General features: G+C 53.2%; 20 protein-coding genes, 1 tRNA gene and 1 riboswitch. Of the genes, 9 read left to right on the top strand and 12 right to left on the bottom strand.

Annotated features, from left to right (window positions below):
• Window positions 1-36: 36 nt before the first annotated feature.
• From argH to KNP81_RS12565, 5 genes are all read right to left on the bottom strand, one after another.
• Window positions 37-1,419, bottom strand: coding sequence for an argininosuccinate lyase (argH, locus tag KNP81_RS12585; RefSeq protein WP_214720201.1), 1,383 nt, complete (start codon window positions 1,417-1,419; stop codon window positions 37-39).
• A complete protein-coding gene (locus KNP81_RS12580) occupies window positions 1,412-2,623 on the bottom strand; it encodes an argininosuccinate synthase (RefSeq protein ID WP_214720200.1) in 1,212 nt (403 codons plus the stop codon). The genes argH and KNP81_RS12580 overlap by 8 nt, the downstream gene beginning before the upstream one ends.
• A gap of 127 nt (window positions 2,624-2,750) precedes the next feature.
• Entirely contained in the window at window positions 2,751-3,899 is a 1,149-nt protein-coding gene (locus KNP81_RS12575) for a CapA family protein (protein WP_251130355.1), read from the bottom strand.
• Between the two features lie 125 nt (window positions 3,900-4,024).
• Window positions 4,025-5,512, bottom strand: a complete 1,488-nt coding sequence (gene putP, locus KNP81_RS12570; RefSeq protein ID WP_214720199.1) for a sodium/proline symporter PutP — start codon at window positions 5,510-5,512, stop codon at window positions 4,025-4,027.
• Between the two features lie 123 nt (window positions 5,513-5,635).
• A complete protein-coding gene (locus KNP81_RS12565) occupies window positions 5,636-6,193 on the bottom strand; it encodes a DNA-3-methyladenine glycosylase I (protein WP_214720198.1) in 558 nt (185 codons plus the stop codon).
• A 101-nt stretch (window positions 6,194-6,294) separates the two neighbouring features.
• On the opposite strand from KNP81_RS12565, the gene KNP81_RS12560 reads away from it, so the two are divergent.
• Window positions 6,295-6,924 carry a DedA family protein gene (locus KNP81_RS12560; RefSeq protein WP_214720197.1) on the top strand — a complete coding sequence of 210 codons (630 nt, stop codon included), beginning with the start codon at window positions 6,295-6,297 and terminating at the stop codon, window positions 6,922-6,924.
• A 48-nt stretch (window positions 6,925-6,972) separates the two neighbouring features.
• Here the strand turns inward: KNP81_RS12560 and KNP81_RS12555 are convergent, their stop codons facing one another.
• Window positions 6,973-8,148: a cation:proton antiporter gene (locus KNP81_RS12555; RefSeq protein ID WP_214720196.1), complete on the bottom strand. Its 1,176-nt coding sequence runs from the start codon at window positions 8,146-8,148 to the stop codon at window positions 6,973-6,975.
• Window positions 8,149-8,188: 40 nt separating this feature from the next.
• Window positions 8,189-8,608, bottom strand: a complete 420-nt coding sequence (locus KNP81_RS12550) for a GNAT family N-acetyltransferase (protein WP_214720195.1) — start codon at window positions 8,606-8,608, stop codon at window positions 8,189-8,191.
• Window positions 8,609-8,734: 126 nt separating this feature from the next.
• Here KNP81_RS12550 and KNP81_RS12545 point away from each other — a divergent pair, with 126 nt between their 5' ends.
• From KNP81_RS12545 to KNP81_RS12525, 5 genes are all read left to right on the top strand, one after another.
• The gene (locus KNP81_RS12545; protein WP_214720194.1) at window positions 8,735-9,283 is read left to right on the top strand and encodes a glycerol-3-phosphate responsive antiterminator; all 549 of its coding nucleotides are present in this window, start codon (window positions 8,735-8,737) and stop codon (window positions 9,281-9,283) included.
• A 49-nt stretch (window positions 9,284-9,332) separates the two neighbouring features.
• The gene (locus KNP81_RS12540) at window positions 9,333-10,037 is read left to right on the top strand and encodes an SDR family NAD(P)-dependent oxidoreductase (RefSeq protein WP_214720193.1); all 705 of its coding nucleotides are present in this window, start codon (window positions 9,333-9,335) and stop codon (window positions 10,035-10,037) included.
• Between the two features lie 112 nt (window positions 10,038-10,149).
• Window positions 10,150-11,004 carry an HD domain-containing protein gene (locus KNP81_RS12535; RefSeq protein WP_286038408.1) on the top strand — a complete coding sequence of 285 codons (855 nt, stop codon included), beginning with the start codon at window positions 10,150-10,152 and terminating at the stop codon, window positions 11,002-11,004.
• A gap of 208 nt (window positions 11,005-11,212) precedes the next feature.
• Window positions 11,213-12,214 (top strand): sodium:calcium antiporter, encoded by a 1,002-nt coding sequence (locus tag KNP81_RS12530; RefSeq protein ID WP_214720191.1) that lies wholly within the window; start codon window positions 11,213-11,215, stop codon window positions 12,212-12,214.
• 103 nt (window positions 12,215-12,317) lie between these two features.
• Entirely contained in the window at window positions 12,318-13,379 is a 1,062-nt protein-coding gene (locus KNP81_RS12525) for a glycosyltransferase (protein WP_214720190.1), read from the top strand.
• 43 nt (window positions 13,380-13,422) lie between these two features.
• Here KNP81_RS12525 and KNP81_RS12520 read toward each other — a convergent pair whose 3' ends face one another.
• The 3 genes from KNP81_RS12520 to KNP81_RS12510 all read right to left on the bottom strand — a co-directional run bounded on the left by KNP81_RS12520 (window position 13,423) and on the right by KNP81_RS12510 (window position 14,575).
• A complete protein-coding gene (locus KNP81_RS12520) occupies window positions 13,423-13,989 on the bottom strand; it encodes a 3'-5' exonuclease (RefSeq protein ID WP_214720189.1) in 567 nt (188 codons plus the stop codon).
• Window positions 13,990-14,054: 65 nt separating this feature from the next.
• Entirely contained in the window at window positions 14,055-14,387 is a 333-nt protein-coding gene (locus tag KNP81_RS12515) for a four-helix bundle copper-binding protein (protein WP_021067537.1), read from the bottom strand.
• 115 nt (window positions 14,388-14,502) lie between these two features.
• Window positions 14,503-14,575: transfer RNA gene (locus tag KNP81_RS12510), tRNA-Ala, on the bottom strand.
• Between the two features lie 134 nt (window positions 14,576-14,709).
• On the opposite strand from KNP81_RS12510, the gene KNP81_RS12505 reads away from it, so the two are divergent.
• Window positions 14,710-15,573 carry a GRP family sugar transporter gene (locus KNP81_RS12505; protein WP_214720188.1) on the top strand — a complete coding sequence of 288 codons (864 nt, stop codon included), beginning with the start codon at window positions 14,710-14,712 and terminating at the stop codon, window positions 15,571-15,573.
• A 29-nt stretch (window positions 15,574-15,602) separates the two neighbouring features.
• Here the strand turns inward: KNP81_RS12505 and msrA are convergent, their stop codons facing one another.
• Complete coding sequence (gene msrA / locus KNP81_RS12500; RefSeq protein ID WP_034806547.1) at window positions 15,603-16,115, bottom strand: peptide-methionine (S)-S-oxide reductase MsrA; 513 nt, start codon at window positions 16,113-16,115, stop codon at window positions 15,603-15,605.
• 64 nt (window positions 16,116-16,179) lie between these two features.
• A riboswitch (SAM riboswitch) is annotated at window positions 16,180-16,280 on the bottom strand.
• A gap of 44 nt (window positions 16,281-16,324) precedes the next feature.
• Complete coding sequence (locus KNP81_RS12495; RefSeq protein WP_021067534.1) at window positions 16,325-16,486, bottom strand: hypothetical protein; 162 nt, start codon at window positions 16,484-16,486, stop codon at window positions 16,325-16,327.
• Window positions 16,487-16,597: 111 nt separating this feature from the next.
• On the opposite strand from KNP81_RS12495, the gene KNP81_RS12490 reads away from it, so the two are divergent.
• Window positions 16,598-18,001, top strand: coding sequence for an amidase family protein (locus tag KNP81_RS12490; protein ID WP_214720187.1), 1,404 nt, complete (start codon window positions 16,598-16,600; stop codon window positions 17,999-18,001).
• A 69-nt stretch (window positions 18,002-18,070) separates the two neighbouring features.
• Entirely contained in the window at window positions 18,071-19,132 is a 1,062-nt protein-coding gene (gene rlmN / locus KNP81_RS12485) for a dual-specificity RNA methyltransferase RlmN (protein ID WP_214720186.1), read from the top strand.
• Window positions 19,133-19,152: the final 20 nt, after the last annotated feature.

Genomic DNA, 19,152 nt, shown 5'->3' with positions numbered 1-19,152 from the left:
GAGCACCTGGTCTTAAGTGACCAAATGCTCTTTTATTTAAGTGCGCTGTGGCAGTTTTCCTGCCGCCTCGTTTAGTTGGGTGCGAACCGAGTCGAAGCCCGTCCCGCCGTAGCTGTTGCGGCGTTTGACGGCCGTCACCGGTGAGAGTGCCTCGTAGACGTCCTGTTCAATCAATCCAGAGTGGGCTTGATACGTCTCAAGCGGGAGCTCCACCAAATACAGCCGATGGTCGATACAGTAGCGGACGAGTGTCCCCGTCACTTCATGCGCCTCCCGGAACGGCATGCCTTTCGCCGTCAAATAGTCGGCGAGCTCGGTTGCGTTCGAAAAATCGCGCTCGGTCGCTTGTTTCATCGTGTCCGTGTGGAACGTCATGTCTTGAATCATGCCGGCCATGATGCTGAGGCTTCCTTGGAGCGTCTTGACGGTGTCAAACATGCCTTCCTTGTCTTCTTGCAGGTCTTTATTATAGGCGAGCGGCAAGCCTTTCATAATGGTCAGCAGCCCCATCAGATTGCCGACGACCCGTCCCGACTTCCCGCGGACGAGTTCGGCCATGTCCGGGTTCTTCTTCTGAGGCATCATGCTCGATCCCGTCGAGAACACGTCAGAGATCGTGATGAACCGATACTCTTCACTGCTCCAAAGAATCAACTCCTCACAGAACCGTGACAAGTGCATCATGAGGAGCGACGCGTTCGATAAAAATTCCAAGATGAAATCACGGTCGCTGACGGCGTCCAGGCTGTTCGGATACACGTTTGCGAATCCAAGTAGTTCGGCCGAACGGTGGCGATCGATCGGGAAGGTCGTCCCAGCGAGAGCCCCGGCACCGAGCGGGCTCATGTCGATCCGTTTCAAGCTGTCACTGAAACGTTCCTTGTCTCGCTCGAGCATCCAGAAGTAAGCGAGCAAGTGATGGGCCAGCGAGACTGGCTGTGCCCGTTGCAAATGTGTATAACCTGGCATTATCGACTCGACGTTCTGAGCGGCGTGGTCATAGAGTGCCGTCTGCACGGCTTCAATCCCTTCGATTGTCTCGAGGACGCGGCGCTTTAAATAGAGGTGCATATCGGTCGCGACCTGGTCGTTCCGGCTACGGGCCGTGTGCATCTTTCCAGCGACGGGCCCGATCTCTTCATGCAACAACGCCTCGAGGTTCATATGAATATCTTCATGGAAGACGTTGAACGTCAATTCGCTCGCTTGTGCCTTCTTGGCTAGCGTCTTCAGACCAGCGACGATTTGCGCGACTTCATCTGCTGTCAAAATATGTTGCTCCCCGAGCATCGTCACGTGGGCGATGCTCCCTTCAATATCTTCTAACACGAGCTGGGCGTCGAAATGAATCGAGGCCCCGAACTCGTCGACCCATTCACTGGCCGTCTGTTCGAACCGGCCGCCCCATAATTTACTCATGCACCATCGTTCCTTTCTCGGCGAGCACTTCCGCTTGCACTTTCGTCGGCAGCCCCCAAAGTTTGATGAAGCCGACGGCCGCTTGCTGGTCGAACGTGTCGGCTGACGTGTATGTCGCGAGGTGTTCGTCATAGAGCGAAATCGGTGATTTCCGTCCGTCGACGATGGCCTGTCCTTTGAATAGTTTCATCCGGACCGTACCTGTCACCGTCTGTTGCGTCTCATCGATGAAGGCGAGGAGTGCTTTCGTCAATGGTGAGTACCATAAGCCATTATAAATCGTCTCTGTCAACTTCTGTTCGACGATCGGTTTAAAATGGGCGACTTCCCGGACGAGTGTGAGTGCCTCGAGCGCCTGGTGTGCGGTGATGAGCGTCATCGCACCCGGTGCCTCGTACACTTCCCGCGATTTGATGCCGACGACCCGGTTCTCAATATGGTCGATTTTCCCGATGCCGTGGGCCCCAGCGACGATGTTCAACTGCTCAAGAATGGCTGTGAACGTCGCCGCATGTCCATTGATGGCGACCGGTACACCGGCGTTGAATTCGATTTCGACATACGTCGGTTCGTTCGGTGTGTCTTCGAGTTGCGCCGTCAATTCGTAGGCACTCGCTGGTGGAGCGGCCCAAGGGTCCTCGAGGATGCCGCATTCGACGGCCCGGCCCCAAATGTTTTGGTCGATCGAGAACGGTTCTTCTTGGACGATTGGAATCGGGATACCGTGCTCGGCCGCATAGGCGATCTCTTCTTCCCGTGACCATTTCCACTCCCGCACCGGGGCGATAATTTCAAGCGACGGGTCGAGCGCATGGATTGACACTTCGAACCGGACTTGGTCGTTCCCTTTCCCCGTGCATCCGTGGGCGACGGCGATGGCGCCTTCGGCTTGAGCGACCTCGACTAGCTTTTTCGAGATGAGCGGGCGCGATAGGGCTGAGACGAGCGGGTAGACGCCCTCATACATCGTATGGGCCTGCATCGAGTAACGGGCGAAATCGTTGACGAACTCATCGACCGCATCGATGACGACCGATTTGACGGCCCCGACTTTGAGTGCCTTCTGTTGGATGCGCTCCAAGTCTTTTCCTTCGCCGACGTTCAAACAGCAGGCGATGACGTCATACCCTTGTTCATCCAACCATTTGATTGCGACCGATGTATCAAGTCCACCTGAATAAGCTAATACGAGTTTTTGTTTCATTTCCTTACACCCCTTATACATAATTATTCATCTGTATTTATAAATATACGAATTACTCTAACGTATGATTCTCCGTAAAGCAACCTTTTTGGCAAAAAAAAAAGAATCACTTGTGAAAAGTGATCCTTCATTGGACGATTTCGAGCTCGGGCATCCATTGGGACATGTGTTGGCTCGTGGCCTCGAACAGCTCCGGCTTGCCGGTCTGGAGCGGTACGACCTCGAACGGACCGTCGGCACTTGTGCGGCGGGTGAACGTCGGATAGAACATCGGGTTGGCGAGTTCGAACGTCGTCTCATCCGCCTCGACCGTCTTGACGACATCGATGCCGACGATGCCACCTGTATTCCGGTCGTCCCCTTGTTGTCCGGACAGGAAGTTGCCGAGCGAGTAGGCGACGAATGTCCGATTGCCTTCGGCGCCGTCCACCCAGGCGACCGGTTGGAGGACGTGGGGATGGTGGCCGATGATGAGATCGACCCCGAGGTCGGACAGTTGTTGGACGAGCGTCTGTTGCGCCTCGTTCGGGACCGTCTCGTATTCGTTCCCGAAATGAAGCGAGACAACAGTGATATCGGCCGCTTGCTCGGCCGCTTCGATTTCAGGGGTCATCGCCTCGAGATCGATGTAATTGACGTGATACGGTTGTTTCGGAACGACCCCATTCGTCCCGTACGTATAGGCGAGAAAGGCAAATGAGATGTCATTCTCGGTCAGCGTCCGAAGCTCAGACTTGTCCGCCTCCGATAAGAACGAACCGGTGTACGGCATGCCAATCTCGTTCCAGTGCGCGATTGAATTCTCGATGGCCGTGACACCCCGGTCGAGCGTATGGTTGTTCGCGGTCGTCACCAAATCGACGCCGGCGTCTTGGAGTGCATCGCCGACCTCATACGGACTGTTGAAGGCGGGATAACTCGACAATCCGATCTGACTGCCGCCGATCATGCTCTCCTGGTTGGCGATGGCAATGTCGGCCTCGGTCAAAATCGGCGCAATCGGTTCGAAGGCGGAAGTGAAATCATAGCCGTCTCCGCTCTTGGCGGCGTTATAGACGCTGTCATGTAACAAGATGTCGCCGATTGCATAAAGCGACGTCGTCGTCACGACGGGTTCTGGCTCTTCCGGAACGGGTGCCGGGGCTTCCTCCTCGGTCTCTGGAGCCGGGGTCTCCGTTTGCTCTGGAGACGTCTCGACGTCGGCGGTCGCGCAGCCGAACAGCAGGAGGAGGGGCAAAGTCAACATCGTTTGTTTATATCGGATTACTCGTTTCAACGGACGAGTCACTTCCTTTCGTGTCATTCAAACTGGACTACTCCATTCATTCGCCATGGAAGAAGAATATCCTTGTCAGGGAATAAGAAAAAGTGCCAGGCGATTGTAGCCTGGCACGCTGTTTGTTAAATTCGTTCTGTCTTCAAGATGTGTTCCATCTCCTCGAACTCGTTCGTGATAATCGAGCTCGGCGGTGGTGTCATCAAACTGACGACGTAGATGGCAAGGCTCGACAACAAGAACGCTGGAATCATCTCATACAGTTCGCCGAAGGTCCCGAACCAATCGGCAGCAAAGTTTTTCCAGACGATGACGATGAACGCACCGGTCAACATGCCTGCCAGCGCACCTTGACGCGTCGTCCGTTTCCAGAACAGGCTGAACAAGATGAGTGGACCGAATGACGAGCCGAATCCGGCCCAAGCATAGCCAACCAAGTTCAAAATCGTGTCATCCGCCCCGAACGCGAGCCAAATCGAAATCAACGAGACGAGGATGACGGTAATTCGGCCGACCATGACGAGTTCGCGGTCGCCGGCGTCTTTTCGGAAGAACTTCTGATAGAAATCGGTCGTCGCGGCACTCGATGAGACGAGGAGCTGTGACGAAATCGTCGACATGATAGCTGCAAGCAAGGCTGCGAGCAACACCCCGGTGATGAGATCGACGAACAACAAATCAGATAAATTGATGAAAACATTTTCCGGGTTGTCGATTTCAAGTCCGCGCTGGGTGTAGTAGGCGAGGCCGAACAATCCGGTCGCCATCGCCCCGACGACGGTGAACAACATCCACGAGATGCCGATGCGTCGTGCTTTCTTGATGTCCTGCAACTTCTCGATGGCCATAAAACGGACGATGATATGCGGTTGTCCGAAGTAACCGAGTCCCCAAGCGAATAGCGAGACGATGCCGATGAGCGATTGCCCCGTCAATGGATCGAGTAGCGCCTCATCGATATCACCGATCGTCTGGAACGCGGCGCTCACCCCGTCGGTCGCCGTGATGGCGATGGCCGGTACGAGGATGAGAGCGAACAACATGATGAGCCCTTGGACGAAGTCGGTCCAACTGACGGCCAAAAAGCCACCGATGAACGTATAGATGATGATAATCGAAGCCAAAATGACGACCCCGGTCCCGAAATTGATATCAAAGACGGCTTCGAACAAGCGACCACCGGCCACGAACCCGCTCGTGGCATAGAGTGTGAAGAATACGAGTGTCACGGCCGCCGAGAACGTCCGGAGCGTCCCGCGTGAATCTTTAAATCGTTTCTCAAAGAAATCTGGAATCGTGATGGCATCCTCGGACAAATACGAATATGTCCGTAAGCGAGGTGCGACGAGCAACCAGTTCAAGTACGCACCGATCGTCAACCCGATGACGATCCATCCGCTCGAGAGTCCGGTCGCGAACATCGCCCCCGGCAACCCCATCAACAGCCAACCACTCATATCGGAAGCACCGGCCGACAAAGCCGCCACGGCCGGACCAAGGCCGCGTCCTCCGAGCATATAGTCGCCGATGCTCTCAGTACGCCGATAGGCGATGACACCGAGTAACACCATGAGCGCCATATACACTGTAATCGAAATCAATACACCGTTCATACAACATCCCCCTCATTCGTAATGAAAACGCTTTCAAAATCTATGGATTGCACCATGACAAAATTTTGTCACAAAAATGAATGAAGTGCACGATTTTGTTTAGGGATTGACCAAATAATCAAATTATTTGGCGAAGCAAGAGGCGAGATGGTCATTGATGAGGCCCGTCGCTTGCAGGTGGGCATAGACGGTCGTCGGTCCCAAAAATTTGAATCCGCGGCGCTTCAAGTCTTTGCTCACTTGATGGGACAATTCGGTCGTGGCAGGGATGTCGTCGGTCGATTCCCACTCGTTGCGAATCACTGTGTTGTCAACGAATGACCAAATGTAGGCATCGAACGACCCGAACTCTTGTTGAATCTCGATGAATCGCTTGGCGTTGTTGATGGATGCCTCGATTTTACGACGGTTTCGGACGAGACCAGGATTGGTCAGCAACCGTTCCACGTCCGTCTCGTCGAACGTCGCGACGGTCGCGACGTCAAACCCGGCATAGGCGTCCCGGTAATGCTCGCGTTTCCGTAAGATGGTGATCCAGCTGAGACCGGCCTGGGCGCTCTCGAGCGTCAAACATTCGAAGTGCTTATGATCATCATGGACGGGTTTGCCCCATTCCTCATCGTGATAACGAACGTACAACGGGTCGGTGCCGCACCATGGGCAACGTGTTACTTCAGTCATGTCATGTCCTCGCTTTCCTTCAAGTACTTCATTTTAACATGCTGTTTCGGTTTTTGACCGGGCGTGACGGGTATAGTAGGAACTATTGGAGGGTGAAGCACATGAGAGACTGGATGATCCAAGTCATTGAACAGTTCGGTTACTTCGGTATCGCGTTCATGATCTTTATTGAGAACGTGTTCCCGCCGATTCCTTCGGAAGTCGTGCTCTTGTTCGGCGGATTTTTCGCCGTGAAGACCGATTTGATCGTCCCGCTCGTCATCTTCGCAGCGACGGCAGGCGCCATCCTAGGAGCGGTCCTGCTGTATGGTATCGGACTTTATTTGGATGTCGAACAAATCGAGAAGTGGACGAAACGGTACGGCAAATGGATTCGGCTCGACATTGCCGACGTGCATCGGGCCGACGCCTGGTTCGACAAATACGGAGGATGGATGGTGTTCTTTGGCCGCTTGATGCCGGTCGTGAGGAGTTTGATTTCAATCCCGGCCGGTATGTCGAATATGCCGTTCTTGAAATTTTTATTGCTCAGTACGGCGGGGACGGTGATTTGGAATACAATTCTCATCTATATCGGCATTCGCGTCGGTGAGAATTGGGAATCGATTTTAAGCTATTTGGATGTATACTCGTACGCCATTTACGGACTTTTGGCAATCGGGGTGATCGTTTTTTTCGTTTGGCGAAAAAAACGGAAGAAGAAGCAGGACAAACGGGCCTCTTCTTTCTAAACGACAAGGACCAATCTTCTCGAGAAGATCGGTCCTTTATATCACGTTTCATTTGTTCGAATCATCCTTGTTCTCGTCAGGCAAGACTCTTTCAAGTTTTTCTTCCGTTTTGGCGGCTAAAATCTCAGAGAAGCGGAACAAGACGATTCCGATGATAGCCGAGACGAAAATATATAGTCCGACGAACAGGTTGATTGCCCCGTTCGATAGGGCCGTGAAAAGAATCGAGAACTCCCCGCGCGGAGCGAGCGAGAAACCCGCCTCGTTGGCTTGGACCCGTGTCAGGCCATACAGACGGCCCCCGACGCGGCCGACAATCCATTTCGATAACACCCCCCAGACGATTAAGACGAAGAAGAGCGTGTTGACGATGACGCCTTGTTCCAGGTTGATTGAAATTCCGAACGAGATGAAGAAAATCGGTAAAAACAAATCGCGAACGGGGACGGTCAACCGTTTCAACGGACGCACGTCGTGGATGCCAGCAAGCATGATCCCGGCAATGAACGCACCGAGAATCTCGGACAGTCCGAACACCATCCCGATTCCGGCGAAAAAGAGAATCAAGCCAATCAAGCCGATGCTCGCATCATCTTGTCGCAACAGATGTTTGGCGATTTTCGGCTGTTTTTTGACGAAGCTCGATCCAATAAAGAGTAAGACGCCAAAGATGAGAAAACCGGCGAAGACTTTCCCGATATCGGACACTTCAATCGGCTCATCTTGAATGATGAACGGGGCGACTGTCAAGATGAGCGGGGCGAAGATATCTTCAAAGATGAGGAGCGCCAAGACGAACTCTTTCACATCTTCATGTTTATCGGCATGCCGTTCAAGCAGGCGCGCGGAAATCGACGAGCTCGTCGCAAATAAAACGGCACCGATTAAAAAAGATTGTGAAAAATCGAGTCCGAACAGCATGGCAATCCCGATCGTGACGCCAAAGGCGAGCACGATGTCTAAGACGCCTGCCTTCCATACCCGTTTTAGGCGCTTCATCAACTCGCCGAGCGGAAACTTCAAACCGAGTAAAAAGAATAACAGGATAATCCCGATTTCGCCGGCGATTTTAAAGACCTCATTTCCGTCCCAGAAGAAGCCGACGGCGACGCCGATGGCGATAAAGGCAAGAATACTCGGAAAGAATAACCGCTCGATGATGAGACTGAGCACGGAAATGACGGCTAACGCTAAACCGAGTAAGACGATCATATTCAGTTCCATATGACACCCCAGATATCAGACAGGATTACCGGGTAACAAATCAGTCTCGGTTCCATTGGTATTCCATCCCGACCGATTCCGGGCGCGAATAGTCAAAGCCGAATTGACGGTACAGTCCGTCGGCCGGGATATCCGCAATCAGGCTGATGATGGCCGTCTCGTCGGCTTCCTGTAAAATCCAGTCCATTAACTGCTCCACGATCAATTTTCCGAGCCCGAGCCCCTGACAATCCGGGTCGACGACGATATCGACAAGGTGGAACACCATTCCGCCGTCGCCGACGACGCGGCCCATCCCGACCATGTGATCATCTTTATATAGACAGACGCCATATAACGTGTTGGCCAGTCCTTTCACCGTCCCCGAGTCGGAACGTTTCGGCATCCCGGCGATGACGCGAAGGCGCTGATGTTCCTCCGGTGTCGGTGTCTCGATTCGTACTTCCACTTCATTGACCATATCGCTACTTCCTCTCTGTGCATAAGTTGAAATTATTTTCCCGCTATATTGAATCGGTAAACCTTGATTTCCGGTCCGCGTTATTCAAATAATGAAACCAGGATATGAAAAAAAGGACGTGTTCAGATGATAGATGGTCAAACGATTTTACCCGCCCTGCGTGATATGCGTGACCTCGAAAAATTTGTAAAAGGTCCGTTTAACATCGGTGTCCTGCTCGAAGTGCACGTCGCCCGGCTCGATGCCGTGTTTCAATTATTGGCGGCCCACGATAAACACGTCTTCGTCCATCTCGACCTGATTCAAGGATTGAAGGCAGATGAGTATGCGACCGAGTATATTTGCCAGACGTATCGTCCGTACGGCATCATCTCGACGAAAGGAAGCGTCATTTTAAAAGCGAAGCAAAAACAGGTCAAAACGGTCCAACGTTTGTTTTTAATCGATTCGAGCTCGCTCGAGCGAAGCTATCGCCTCATCAAGCGGACGCAACCGGACTATATTGAAGTGTTACCGGGTCTCGTCCCGAAATATATCCGGGCCGTGAAGGCGGAAACCGGAATCCCGGTCTTTGCCGGCGGACTGATTTCGTCGACCGAGGAAGTCGAGGCCGCCCTCGAGGCCGGTGCGACGGTCGTGACGACGTCCGACCAACGGCTTTGGACGAACGGATAGGACTCAAATCCATCGAATCCGGGTATGTGAGTGTGCAGGAGGGATGTATATGAAACAAGTTATGATTATCACAGGTGTCAGCCAAGGCATCGGACATGAATTGGCACGTCATTTCCGCGAGACGTATCACGTCATCGGACTCGATAAAAGCGATGATCCGCAACTGGACGGAGTGACGTTCCACGAGCTGGATTTGGGCGACCATGAGGCGATTGCTCACGTATTCACTGACATTCAGCGCCAAGTCGGTATCGCTCACGTGCTCATCAATAATGGCGGCGTCTCGTCACTCGTCAAACCAATGGCTGAACTTGACGTCGAGACGTTCAAGCAGGTGATTGACGTCAACCTCGTCGGGACGTTCGCTTGTGCCAAGGCGTTCTTAACGTTGAACGAGAAAGCTGAATATGGCCGCATCATCAACCTGGCCTCGACGCGCTCCCTTCAAAACGAACCAGATTGGGAAGCGTACGGCGCGTCCAAAGGCGGCATCGTATCATTGACCCAATCGATGGCGGTCTCGCTCGCGGAACGCCCGATCACGGTGAATGCGATTAGTCCCGGTTGGATCCACACGTCGGACGAGTCGCTCCGTGACATCGATCATGCGCAACATCCGTCGGGCCGGGTCGGGAAACCGGATGATATCGTCCGTGCGGTCGCCTATTTGATTGATGAACAGAACGATTTCGTCAACGGGCATAACCTCGTCGTTGACGGCGGGATGACGAAGAAGATGATTTATGAGCCGTAATTCGTCTAACCGGGACCATTACCCTATGTTTTAACAACAGATGTGAGTAGATAGGACTAGGCACGGGTAAAGGATGGGGACGCTTTATCAACCCATTGAAGGAGGAATCGCCGTGCACCAGTTGATTGAAGAGGCACTCCGATTCGCGGCCGTCCGACACGACGGACAGTTTCGAAAAGGAACGAATATTCCCTACTTGACCCATCCCGTCGCCGTGTCGATGTTGCTCGTCGAAGACCGGCAACCGGTCCCGGTCGTGGCGGCCGGCCTGCTCCACGATTTGCTTGAAGACACGTTGACGACACCTGAAGAGATCGAGGAACGATTCGGAAGCGAAGTGAGACGACTCGTCGAAGCAGTGTCCGAACCCGGGAAGCACCTGTCATGGGAAGAGCGGAAACGGATGACGGTTCAACACGTCCAGACGATGCAGTATGATGAAGTGGCGCTCTTGGCGGCGGACAAGTTACATAACCTTCGTTCGATTCGACTCGACGTCGAGTCTGCCGGGAGACAAGTGCGGGACCGGTTCAGACGACCGCTCCGCGACCAGTCATGGTATTATCACGAACTGCTCCAAGCGTTCCGACCGTTTAGACAGACGACGACGCTCATCGAGTCATTCGAGACCGAGCTGAACTTATTGTTTTACGGCGTCGCCGACGAGCGGTTCGAGAAACTCGGGAAATTGTTTGATGTCATACAGCACGGATTTCACGAAGAGGACTGGCTTCAAGAGACGACGACGCTCTGTCAGACCGCCTATGAGTTACACGAGGCAATGCGCGAAGGCTATCGCCACGGCACGGACGTCAATCAACCGGAGCTCGACGGCTTGTCCGCACAATTGAAAGAAGCGGGGCTTTGGAAACCGTTGCCGCTCCCGATACTCCAAGCGATTGATGAACTGTCTTACCGGACGGCGATGCCAGTCGATGACGTCGTCGCCCATTTAAGGGTCAATTGATTGTCAAATGAATTGTAACGTGATATATTCGTCGTGAACATAAGAGGGGGAGTAGCGACCACAGCTGTGGTCGATGGGTCGTCATTACGGTGCAACGCACTCGGTCCATCGAGCTTCTTACCAAGTCCGCAAGACCTTTTTATGGATGCTTTTTCGGCGTCCATAAAAAGGTCTTTTTGAATTCATGAAAAAGGGGAGACTTATTCAAATGGTATTTATTTATTTCATTTTGGCCGCAGCCATCACCGTTTACGCTGCCATGAAACTCTCGACTTACGCTGACGTCATCAGTGAGAAGTCGACGATGAGCGGGATGCTCGTCGGGACGGTATTGCTGGCCGGTGCGACATCGCTGCCGGAAGTGACGACGAGCGTCTCGGCCGTCTTGATTGACAATCCGGATATCGCGATCGGGAACATGCTCGGATCGAACTTGTTCAACATTTTCATCTTGGCGATGTTCGATCTCTTCTATCGTCAGAAACGCTTGTTCAATGAAGCGAGCCGAGATCATCTCTATACGGCCGGTCTCGGGCTCATGTTGACGCTCGTCACGATGATTGCTCTCATCGTGCGCATCGATTTCACGGTTCTCGGCATCGGAATCGACGCCTTATTGATCGCGGCATTGTACGGGATTGGGATTTACTATATCGGAAAACGTCCGCAACAACCTGCCGTCGAGCGTGAGGCTGCCCACGAGACGGTACAAGAAGTCGGCGCGAGTGCGACGAACTCGATCACGGTCAAACGTGCGGTCATCGGCTTCATCATCGCCGCGCTCGTCATCATGGCGGCCGGAACGGCGCTATCGGTGTTAGGCGATCAAATCGCCGTCGTCACCGGCCTCGGTTCGAGCTTCGTCGGCAGCTTCTTGATTGCCGCGACGACCTCGCTCCCGGAAGCAGTGGCTGTCTTCGTCGCCTTGAAGCTTGGAAACGTCAACTTGGCGTTTGGTTCGATTTTAGGAAGTAACATCTTTAACATGCTTATCATCGCCATGTCGGACGTGTTTTACCGCAACGGTTCGATTCTGGCCGACGTGTCGGCGTCTCACTTGGTGACTGCGATTGGGATCACGATCTTGTCGGTGCTCGTCATGTATACGCTCCTTCGTAAAGACGTGACGTCGAAGTTCCGCTATGTCTTGCCGTCAGTGCTTGTCGTACTCGTCTACTTCGCTTCGTCTTACTTCATCTTCATCGGTTAATCTGGCACGGTGTCCTCCGAGACACCGTGTTTTTTTGTTTACCGCGGTCAGAGGAATCACTTTTCATCGTCTTGGGTATAGAAGGAGGGAAGGAGGGGTGGCGATGCAAATGCATTCCGTAGAACGTTTAGATGAGTATGTCGTTTTAATCCCAGCCTATAATCCGGATCAAGCGCTCGTCACACTTGTCCGCGAGCTGAAAGAGACGGGATTTGTCCATGTCATCGTCGTGAACGATGGGAGTGTCGAGACATCCCAAACTGTCTTCGATGAGGTCGGGAAGTGGGTGACGACTGTTCTCGTCCATGAACGGAATCAAGGTAAGGGTGCGGCGTTGAAGACGGGGATTCGTTACGTCGTCGAACGATTCCCCGGTACGCATGGTGTCATCACCGTCGATGCGGACGGACAGCATCTGCCGGAGGATGTAAAAAGCTTGTATGAAGCAGGGGTTCAACGGCCGCACCATCTGGTCATGGGCTGTCGTGATTTTTCTGTCGCGCATATTCCGTTTCGGAGCCGATTCGGGAACCAGATGACACGTGGTGTCATGCTCGTCGGCAGCGGGCTTCGACTGAAAGACACCCAAACCGGTCTACGGGCCGTTCCGTTGCGCTATGCGGAACAGTTGCTCGACGTGCCCGGGAACCGTTATGAGTTCGAGATGAACATGTTGACGTTCACGAAACGTTGGCAAGTCCCGATTCAACAGATTCCGATTCAAACCGTGTATGTGGCCGAGAACGCCTCATCCCATTTTCGCCCGGTCATCGACTCGATTCTGATTTATCGCATGTTTTTAGCCTATTCGTTATCCTCGGTCGCCTCATTTTTATTAGATATCGGCGCCTATGCCTTGTTCATCTTTTTATTGAATCCGTGGTTCGAGACGACCCATGTCTTAATTGCGACGGTATTGGCCCGCATCATCTCGTCCTTATTCAATTACGTGGTGAATCGAAAAGTCGTGTTCGACTCGAAAGCGAGACGGGCGATGCCGAAATACTTCGGTCTCGTCGGCTTGCAGATGGCGTTGTCGGCCGGTCTCGTCTATGTATTGTTCCTGTTGTTTCGGGACGGGGAAGTATGGATTAAAGTGTTTGTCGACAGCCTTTTGTTCGTCGTCAGTTATTACATCCAAAAAAGATGGATCTTTAAACGCTAACAGGCCAAGACGATCGTCTTGGCCTGTCTGACGTACATTTCGATTAATAGGCAAGCTTCCCGAGCTTGACCGATGTAAAGCGGTGCAGTTCACGCGGGTCATGTATCCCGGTCTTCTGCATCATATCGCGCATGAGCAATGCGCAGACGCGGGCATCTTCAGCCGCATCGTGATGGATGAACGGGACGTTCAAATATTCCGCCATCGTATTCAGCTTGTGATTCGGCAGTCCAGGATACAGTTTTCTCGACAGCTTGACGGTACAGCCGTACTCGATCGTCGGAAACGTATATAAATCATATTTGGCGATTGCTTTCTTGAAAGCGCCCATATCAAATGAGGCATTGTGCGCCATGACGAGGTCGACATCCCGCAGCGTCGGATAGAGCTGTTCAAGCACCTCGGGTAAGGCTGGGGCGTCCCAGACGTCGCTCGGCCGGATGCCGTGGACGCGGATATTGCCTGCGTCAAAGTCTTCTTCTGGATTGACGAGTAGTTGGTTCGTCTCGATGATTTCACCGTCGACGAGTAGGCTCCAGCCGACAGAGCAGATGCTGCGACTATCGCGGTTGGCCGTCTCGACGTCGATGGCAAGAATTGAATATGACATAATCGGTCCCTTTCTCATAAAACAAGTATAAAAAAAGTCTAACATATCGTTAGACTAAAAAGCGATTATGCGGCCACGAGGTTGCGACACGCCTCTGCGCAGCGGAGACACGCTTCGGAACAACGTTGGCAATGGTCATGCAAGTGGCGGCCACATTCGACGGCGCACGTGTCGCACACCTGGGCGCAGAGTGCAGCAATCGGTTTGGTGAAAGCCGAATCGGTCTCGAGCGCGTTCAAGGCGAGCGCACACACTTCCGAACATTCTTTCGTCAGCCGGATACACTCGGCGACCATCAATAAATCCTCTTCTTGTAAACATTTTGAGAAACAGTGATTGCTTGCCCGCATACAGTCGATGACGGCTAAAATGGTCTCTTCGACAGAGGCACGATCCATAGTAAGTCCCCCTTAGAATAATGATGTCTTACAATCATTACCCGCTACCAGGTGACTTAAACCGGGCGGAGACGCAAAAAAAAGTCACCCCTCAAATGAGTGGTGACTTCCATAATGGAGCATAGCGGGCTCGAACCGCTGACCTCCACGCTGCCAGCGTGGCGCTCTCCCAGCTGAGCTAATGCCCCGTTCGAAAATTATTATATCATCCTAGTAAAACATTTGGCAATGGATATTTTTAAATTTTTTCGAACAAAGTTTAATCGTGCGTAAACGTGGGAAAATCATTGGTAATGTTATTCTACGAAAGCAGGTGTTATCTATGGAAATGATTTTACTCGCACTCTTACCTGCCTTGATGTGGGGGAGTATCCCGCTCATCGTGTCGAAAGTCGGTGGTAAGCCGATTCAACAGTTAATCGGGACGACGATTGGGGCGATGGTGATGGCGGTCATCATCGCACTCGTATTCAATCCGGAGTTCACGACGCTAGCAATCGTGACCGGCTTCATCTCCGGTGTGTTCTGGGCACTCGGGCAATATTTACAGTTCCAATCGTTCCAAATTTTAAGTGTATCGAAAGCGATGCCGATCAGCACCGGTATGCAACTCGTCGGGACGTCCTTGTTCGGCGTCATCGTGCTCGGTGATTGGCAGACGTCGACCGAGTTATGGCTCGGTTTTTCTGCGCTCGTGTTGATTATCATCGGGGCGGCACTGACGTCATATCAGCAGAACAAAGACGGCGACAGTAGCGGGGCCTTGAAGAAAGGCTTGCTCGTCCTGCTCGTGTCGAGTATCGGTTATGTGACGTATGCCGTCTTGACGAACTATTTCGAGGTCGACGGCATCACGGCCATCTTGCCGCAATCGGTCGGGATGTTCATCGCAGCGCTCTTGTTCAGCTTGCGCGAGAAAGATGTCAAGAAGTTCGACCCGAAGACGTTCAAAAACATCTTGGCCGGTCTCGCCTGGGGGATTGGGAACTTCGGGCTGTTCGTGTCGAGCGGTGAGGTCGGCATCGCGACGTCGTTCGCCTTGTCGCAATTGAACGTCGTCGTGGCGACGCTCGGTGGGATTTATCTATTGAAAGAAGAGAAGACGACGAAAGAACGGGTCTTCGTCTTTATGGGAATCGGGCTCATCGTCGTGGCCGGATTCATGCTCGGGATTGCGAAAAGCTAAAAAGACGGGTCAGACGACCCGTCTTTTGTTTACCAGGCTTGCTCGATGAATGCGTCGCGCCCAGATTTCTTCCGGTCCTCTTTATAGTGGGCCGGATTTTTTTTATGGAAGTCTTGATGGTATTCCTCGGCCGGATAGAACGTGTCGGCCGGTAGAATCTTCGTGACGATTGGCTGTTTGAATCGTCCGCTCGCCGCGAGCGCGTCGCGACTCTGCTCTGCTTTCACGCGTTGTTCTTCAGTATGATAGAAGATGGCCGGCGCATATTGGCTGCCGCGGTCTTGGAACTGGCCGCCGTCATCGGTCGGATCGGTCTGAATCCAATATAGTTCGAGCAGGCGCTCATAAACGAACAGCGTCGGGTCGAACGTGATCTCGACGACCTCATAATGTCCCGTCGTCCCTGTTTTCACTTGTTCATACGTCGGGTCATCGACGTGACCTCCCGTATAACCGGATACGATTGACTCGATGCCAGGTTGCTCCTCGAACGGCGTCACCATGCACCAAAAACAGCCGCCTGCGAATGTTGCTTTTTCCATTAGTAAGTCCCCCTCGATCAATTTTCCCAAAAAAAGCGCTCATGTCATCGACATGAGCGCTCTGTCATATCGGCCAAGGCACATGCCTTGCTGGAAGTAGCACCTTGCCGAAGCAGGTTGCTGTGAAGTCATAGAGCCAGGTCTCTCGTTCACTCAAGATATCGATATGTAGTTGGTGAGAGCATCATACCATCAGATTTGAAGCGGCGTCAACGGTTTGGTTTGCGTCGAAGTTGGAACAAGGTGGCGCCGAGAATCAAGATGACGAGGACGATGGAGAGCGGTAGCGTATACGGAGCGTCCCCGGCATATAGCTGTAAGAAGAACAAGGCAAAGACGGACAATAAGACGAGTACGTACGAACGATTCATAGTAACCTCCCTTTTCTTTCAGTGTACCAAGTTACATATTCGTTGGCGAACGAAAACAGGAAATCATCTGGAGATAGCGAATACCATCGAGTGACCAAAGGAGGAATCTATATGACTGAACCAAACACATGTTTCGAACTCGATATCGAGACCGCCCAGCGCGGATATAAAGAAGGAACGTTCACGGCGCGTGACGTGACGGCCTACTATTTGACACGGATCGCCCAGTTGAACGACAAGCTGAGAGCGGTCATTCAAGTGAACCCGGACGCCTTGTTCGAGGCCGAGGCGGCCGACCGGGCGTTTCGACGAGGTGACCGCTTGCCGTTGCTCGGCATCCCGGTGTTGATTAAAGACAATGTCGAGACGGCGGGATTGATGAAGACGACGGCCGGGGCCGTCGCCCTCGCGCATCACTTCGCCGGCCGGGACGCCCATCTCGTTCAAAGCCTGCGCGCGAATGGGGCCATCATCCTCGGAAAAGCGAACTTATCCGAATGGGCCAACTTTTTGACTGAGGGCATGCCGAACGGCTGGAGTGGGGTTGGTGGCCAGACGCTCAATCCATATGGGGACAAGCTCGATGTCGGAGGGTCGAGTTCAGGTTCGGCGTCGGCGGTCGCTGCCAACTTGACGTTGCTTGCCGTCGGCAGCGAGACGAGTGGCTCGATTATCCACCCGAGCGTCCATAATGGAATCGTTGGCATCAAACCGACCGTCGGTTTGATTAGCCGCAGCGGCATCATCCCGATCTCCCGGTCGCAGGACACGGCCGGCCCAATGGCACGGACACTACGGGATGCGGTGCTCGCCCTTGAGGCGATGGTCGGGGAAGATCCCGCTGACCCAGCGACGACGCATCTTCCGGCCGGTCCGCCTTACCGGACTTGTCTTGATGAGCGGCAAGCAGTCGGTATGCGTGTCGGCGTCGTCAAGACCGATCTGTCTGAAGAAGAGCAGGTGCTCTACGACGAAGCGATCGCATTGCTGAAACAGAGCGGCATCGAGGTCGTCACCGTCGAACTGCCGTCGAAAGCAGGGCTCGACCAAGGGGATATCCTGTACCATGAGTTCAAGCTCGGAATCGAGGCGTATCTCGCCTCGACGACGCTCCCGTATGAGACGTTGTCGGATTTGATTAACTGTAACAACAGTCATCCCGAGACGATTCCGCATGGACAGAAGACGTTCGAGAAAGCGGATGAACAATCGGGCCGCTTGATTGAGGACGCCTATTTGACGCGCCGCCTCGACGACGTTTATCACGCCAAGACGGACGGCATCGACCGATTGTTGGCCGAGCAGGAACTTCATGCCCTCGTCTTGCCGCATGACCACAATTATGACATGGCGGCGAAAGCCGGCCATCCGACCGTCACGATCCCGTATCGCTTGAAGGCGAGCGGGGCCCCGTTCGGTCTATCGTTCACCGGGACGAGCTATGCCGAATGCGACTTGATTCGTCTCGCCTACGCGTTCGAGCGTCATGTGACACGTCCCGTCCCACCGTTATAAGAACGTTGCACCGGTCGTCCACGTCCGCTACAATGGTACGTATGCGGATTGAAGAAAGGACAGATAGCAATGAAACCATCTATATACGGGCTGACATTCGATCAGCTGTCGGAAGCGTGCGTCTCTTGGGGATACAGTGCCTTCCACGCGAGACAAATCTGGGACTCACTCTATATCGACCGAGTCAAGCACATCGAGGACATCTCGGTTCGCGCTGAAGTGCGTGAGGCGCTCGCCGCCGAATACGTCATCTCGACGCAAGACCTGTTCGTCAAACAAGAAGCGGGCGACGGGACGGTCAAATTTTTACTTAAATTACACGACGGGCACTATATCGAGACGGTGCTCATGCGTCACAAATACGGACGTTCGGTCTGTGTGACGACACAGGTCGGCTGCAATATCGGCTGTAGCTTCTGTGCGAGTGGTCTGTTGAAGAAGACACGCGATTTGACGGCCGGTGAAGTCGTCGAACAAATCATGACCGTGCAACACTACTTGGACGAGGTCGGGGAAGGTGCTCGCGTCAGCCATATCGTTGTCATGGGAATCGGGGAACCGTTCGATAACTTCGACAACTTGGTCGACTTCCTCCGTGTCGTCAAGGACGAGCGCGGCCTCGCGATCGCACCGCGTAAAATCAACGTGTCGACGAGCGGACTCGCCGACAAGATTTACAAGTTCGCGGACCTCGATTTGCGCATTAATTTGGCGCTGTCGCTCCACGCGCCGAACGACGCGCTTCGGACGCAAATCATGAAAATCAACCGGGCGTTCCCGCTCGACAAGCTCATGCCGGCCATCCGTTATTACGTCGAAACGACGAACAAGCGGATCACGTTCGAATATATTCTCTTATCGAAAGTGAACGATTTGCCTGAGCACGCCGAGGAACTTGCCGACTTGATTGACGATATTAAAGACAAGTCATACGTCAACTTGATTCCGTACAACCCGGTCAACGAGCATATCCAGTATGAGCGGAGCACGTCCGAGGACATCATGGCGTTTTATGACGTCTTGAAGAAACGGGGCATCAATACCGGGGTCCGCCTCGAGCACGGGACCGATATCGATGCGGCCTGTGGCCAGTTGCGCAGCAAGCATATGAATGTCGAAGGCGCAAAATGACAGAGACTCCTTGAATCTCA

This window comes from Exiguobacterium sp. s149, from assembly GCF_018618395.1.
GTDB classification, from domain to species: domain Bacteria; phylum Bacillota; class Bacilli; order Exiguobacteriales; family Exiguobacteriaceae; genus Exiguobacterium; species Exiguobacterium chiriqhucha.
The sequence above is the reverse complement of the archived record's forward strand: the minus strand, read 5'-3'. Positions and strand labels throughout refer to the sequence as shown.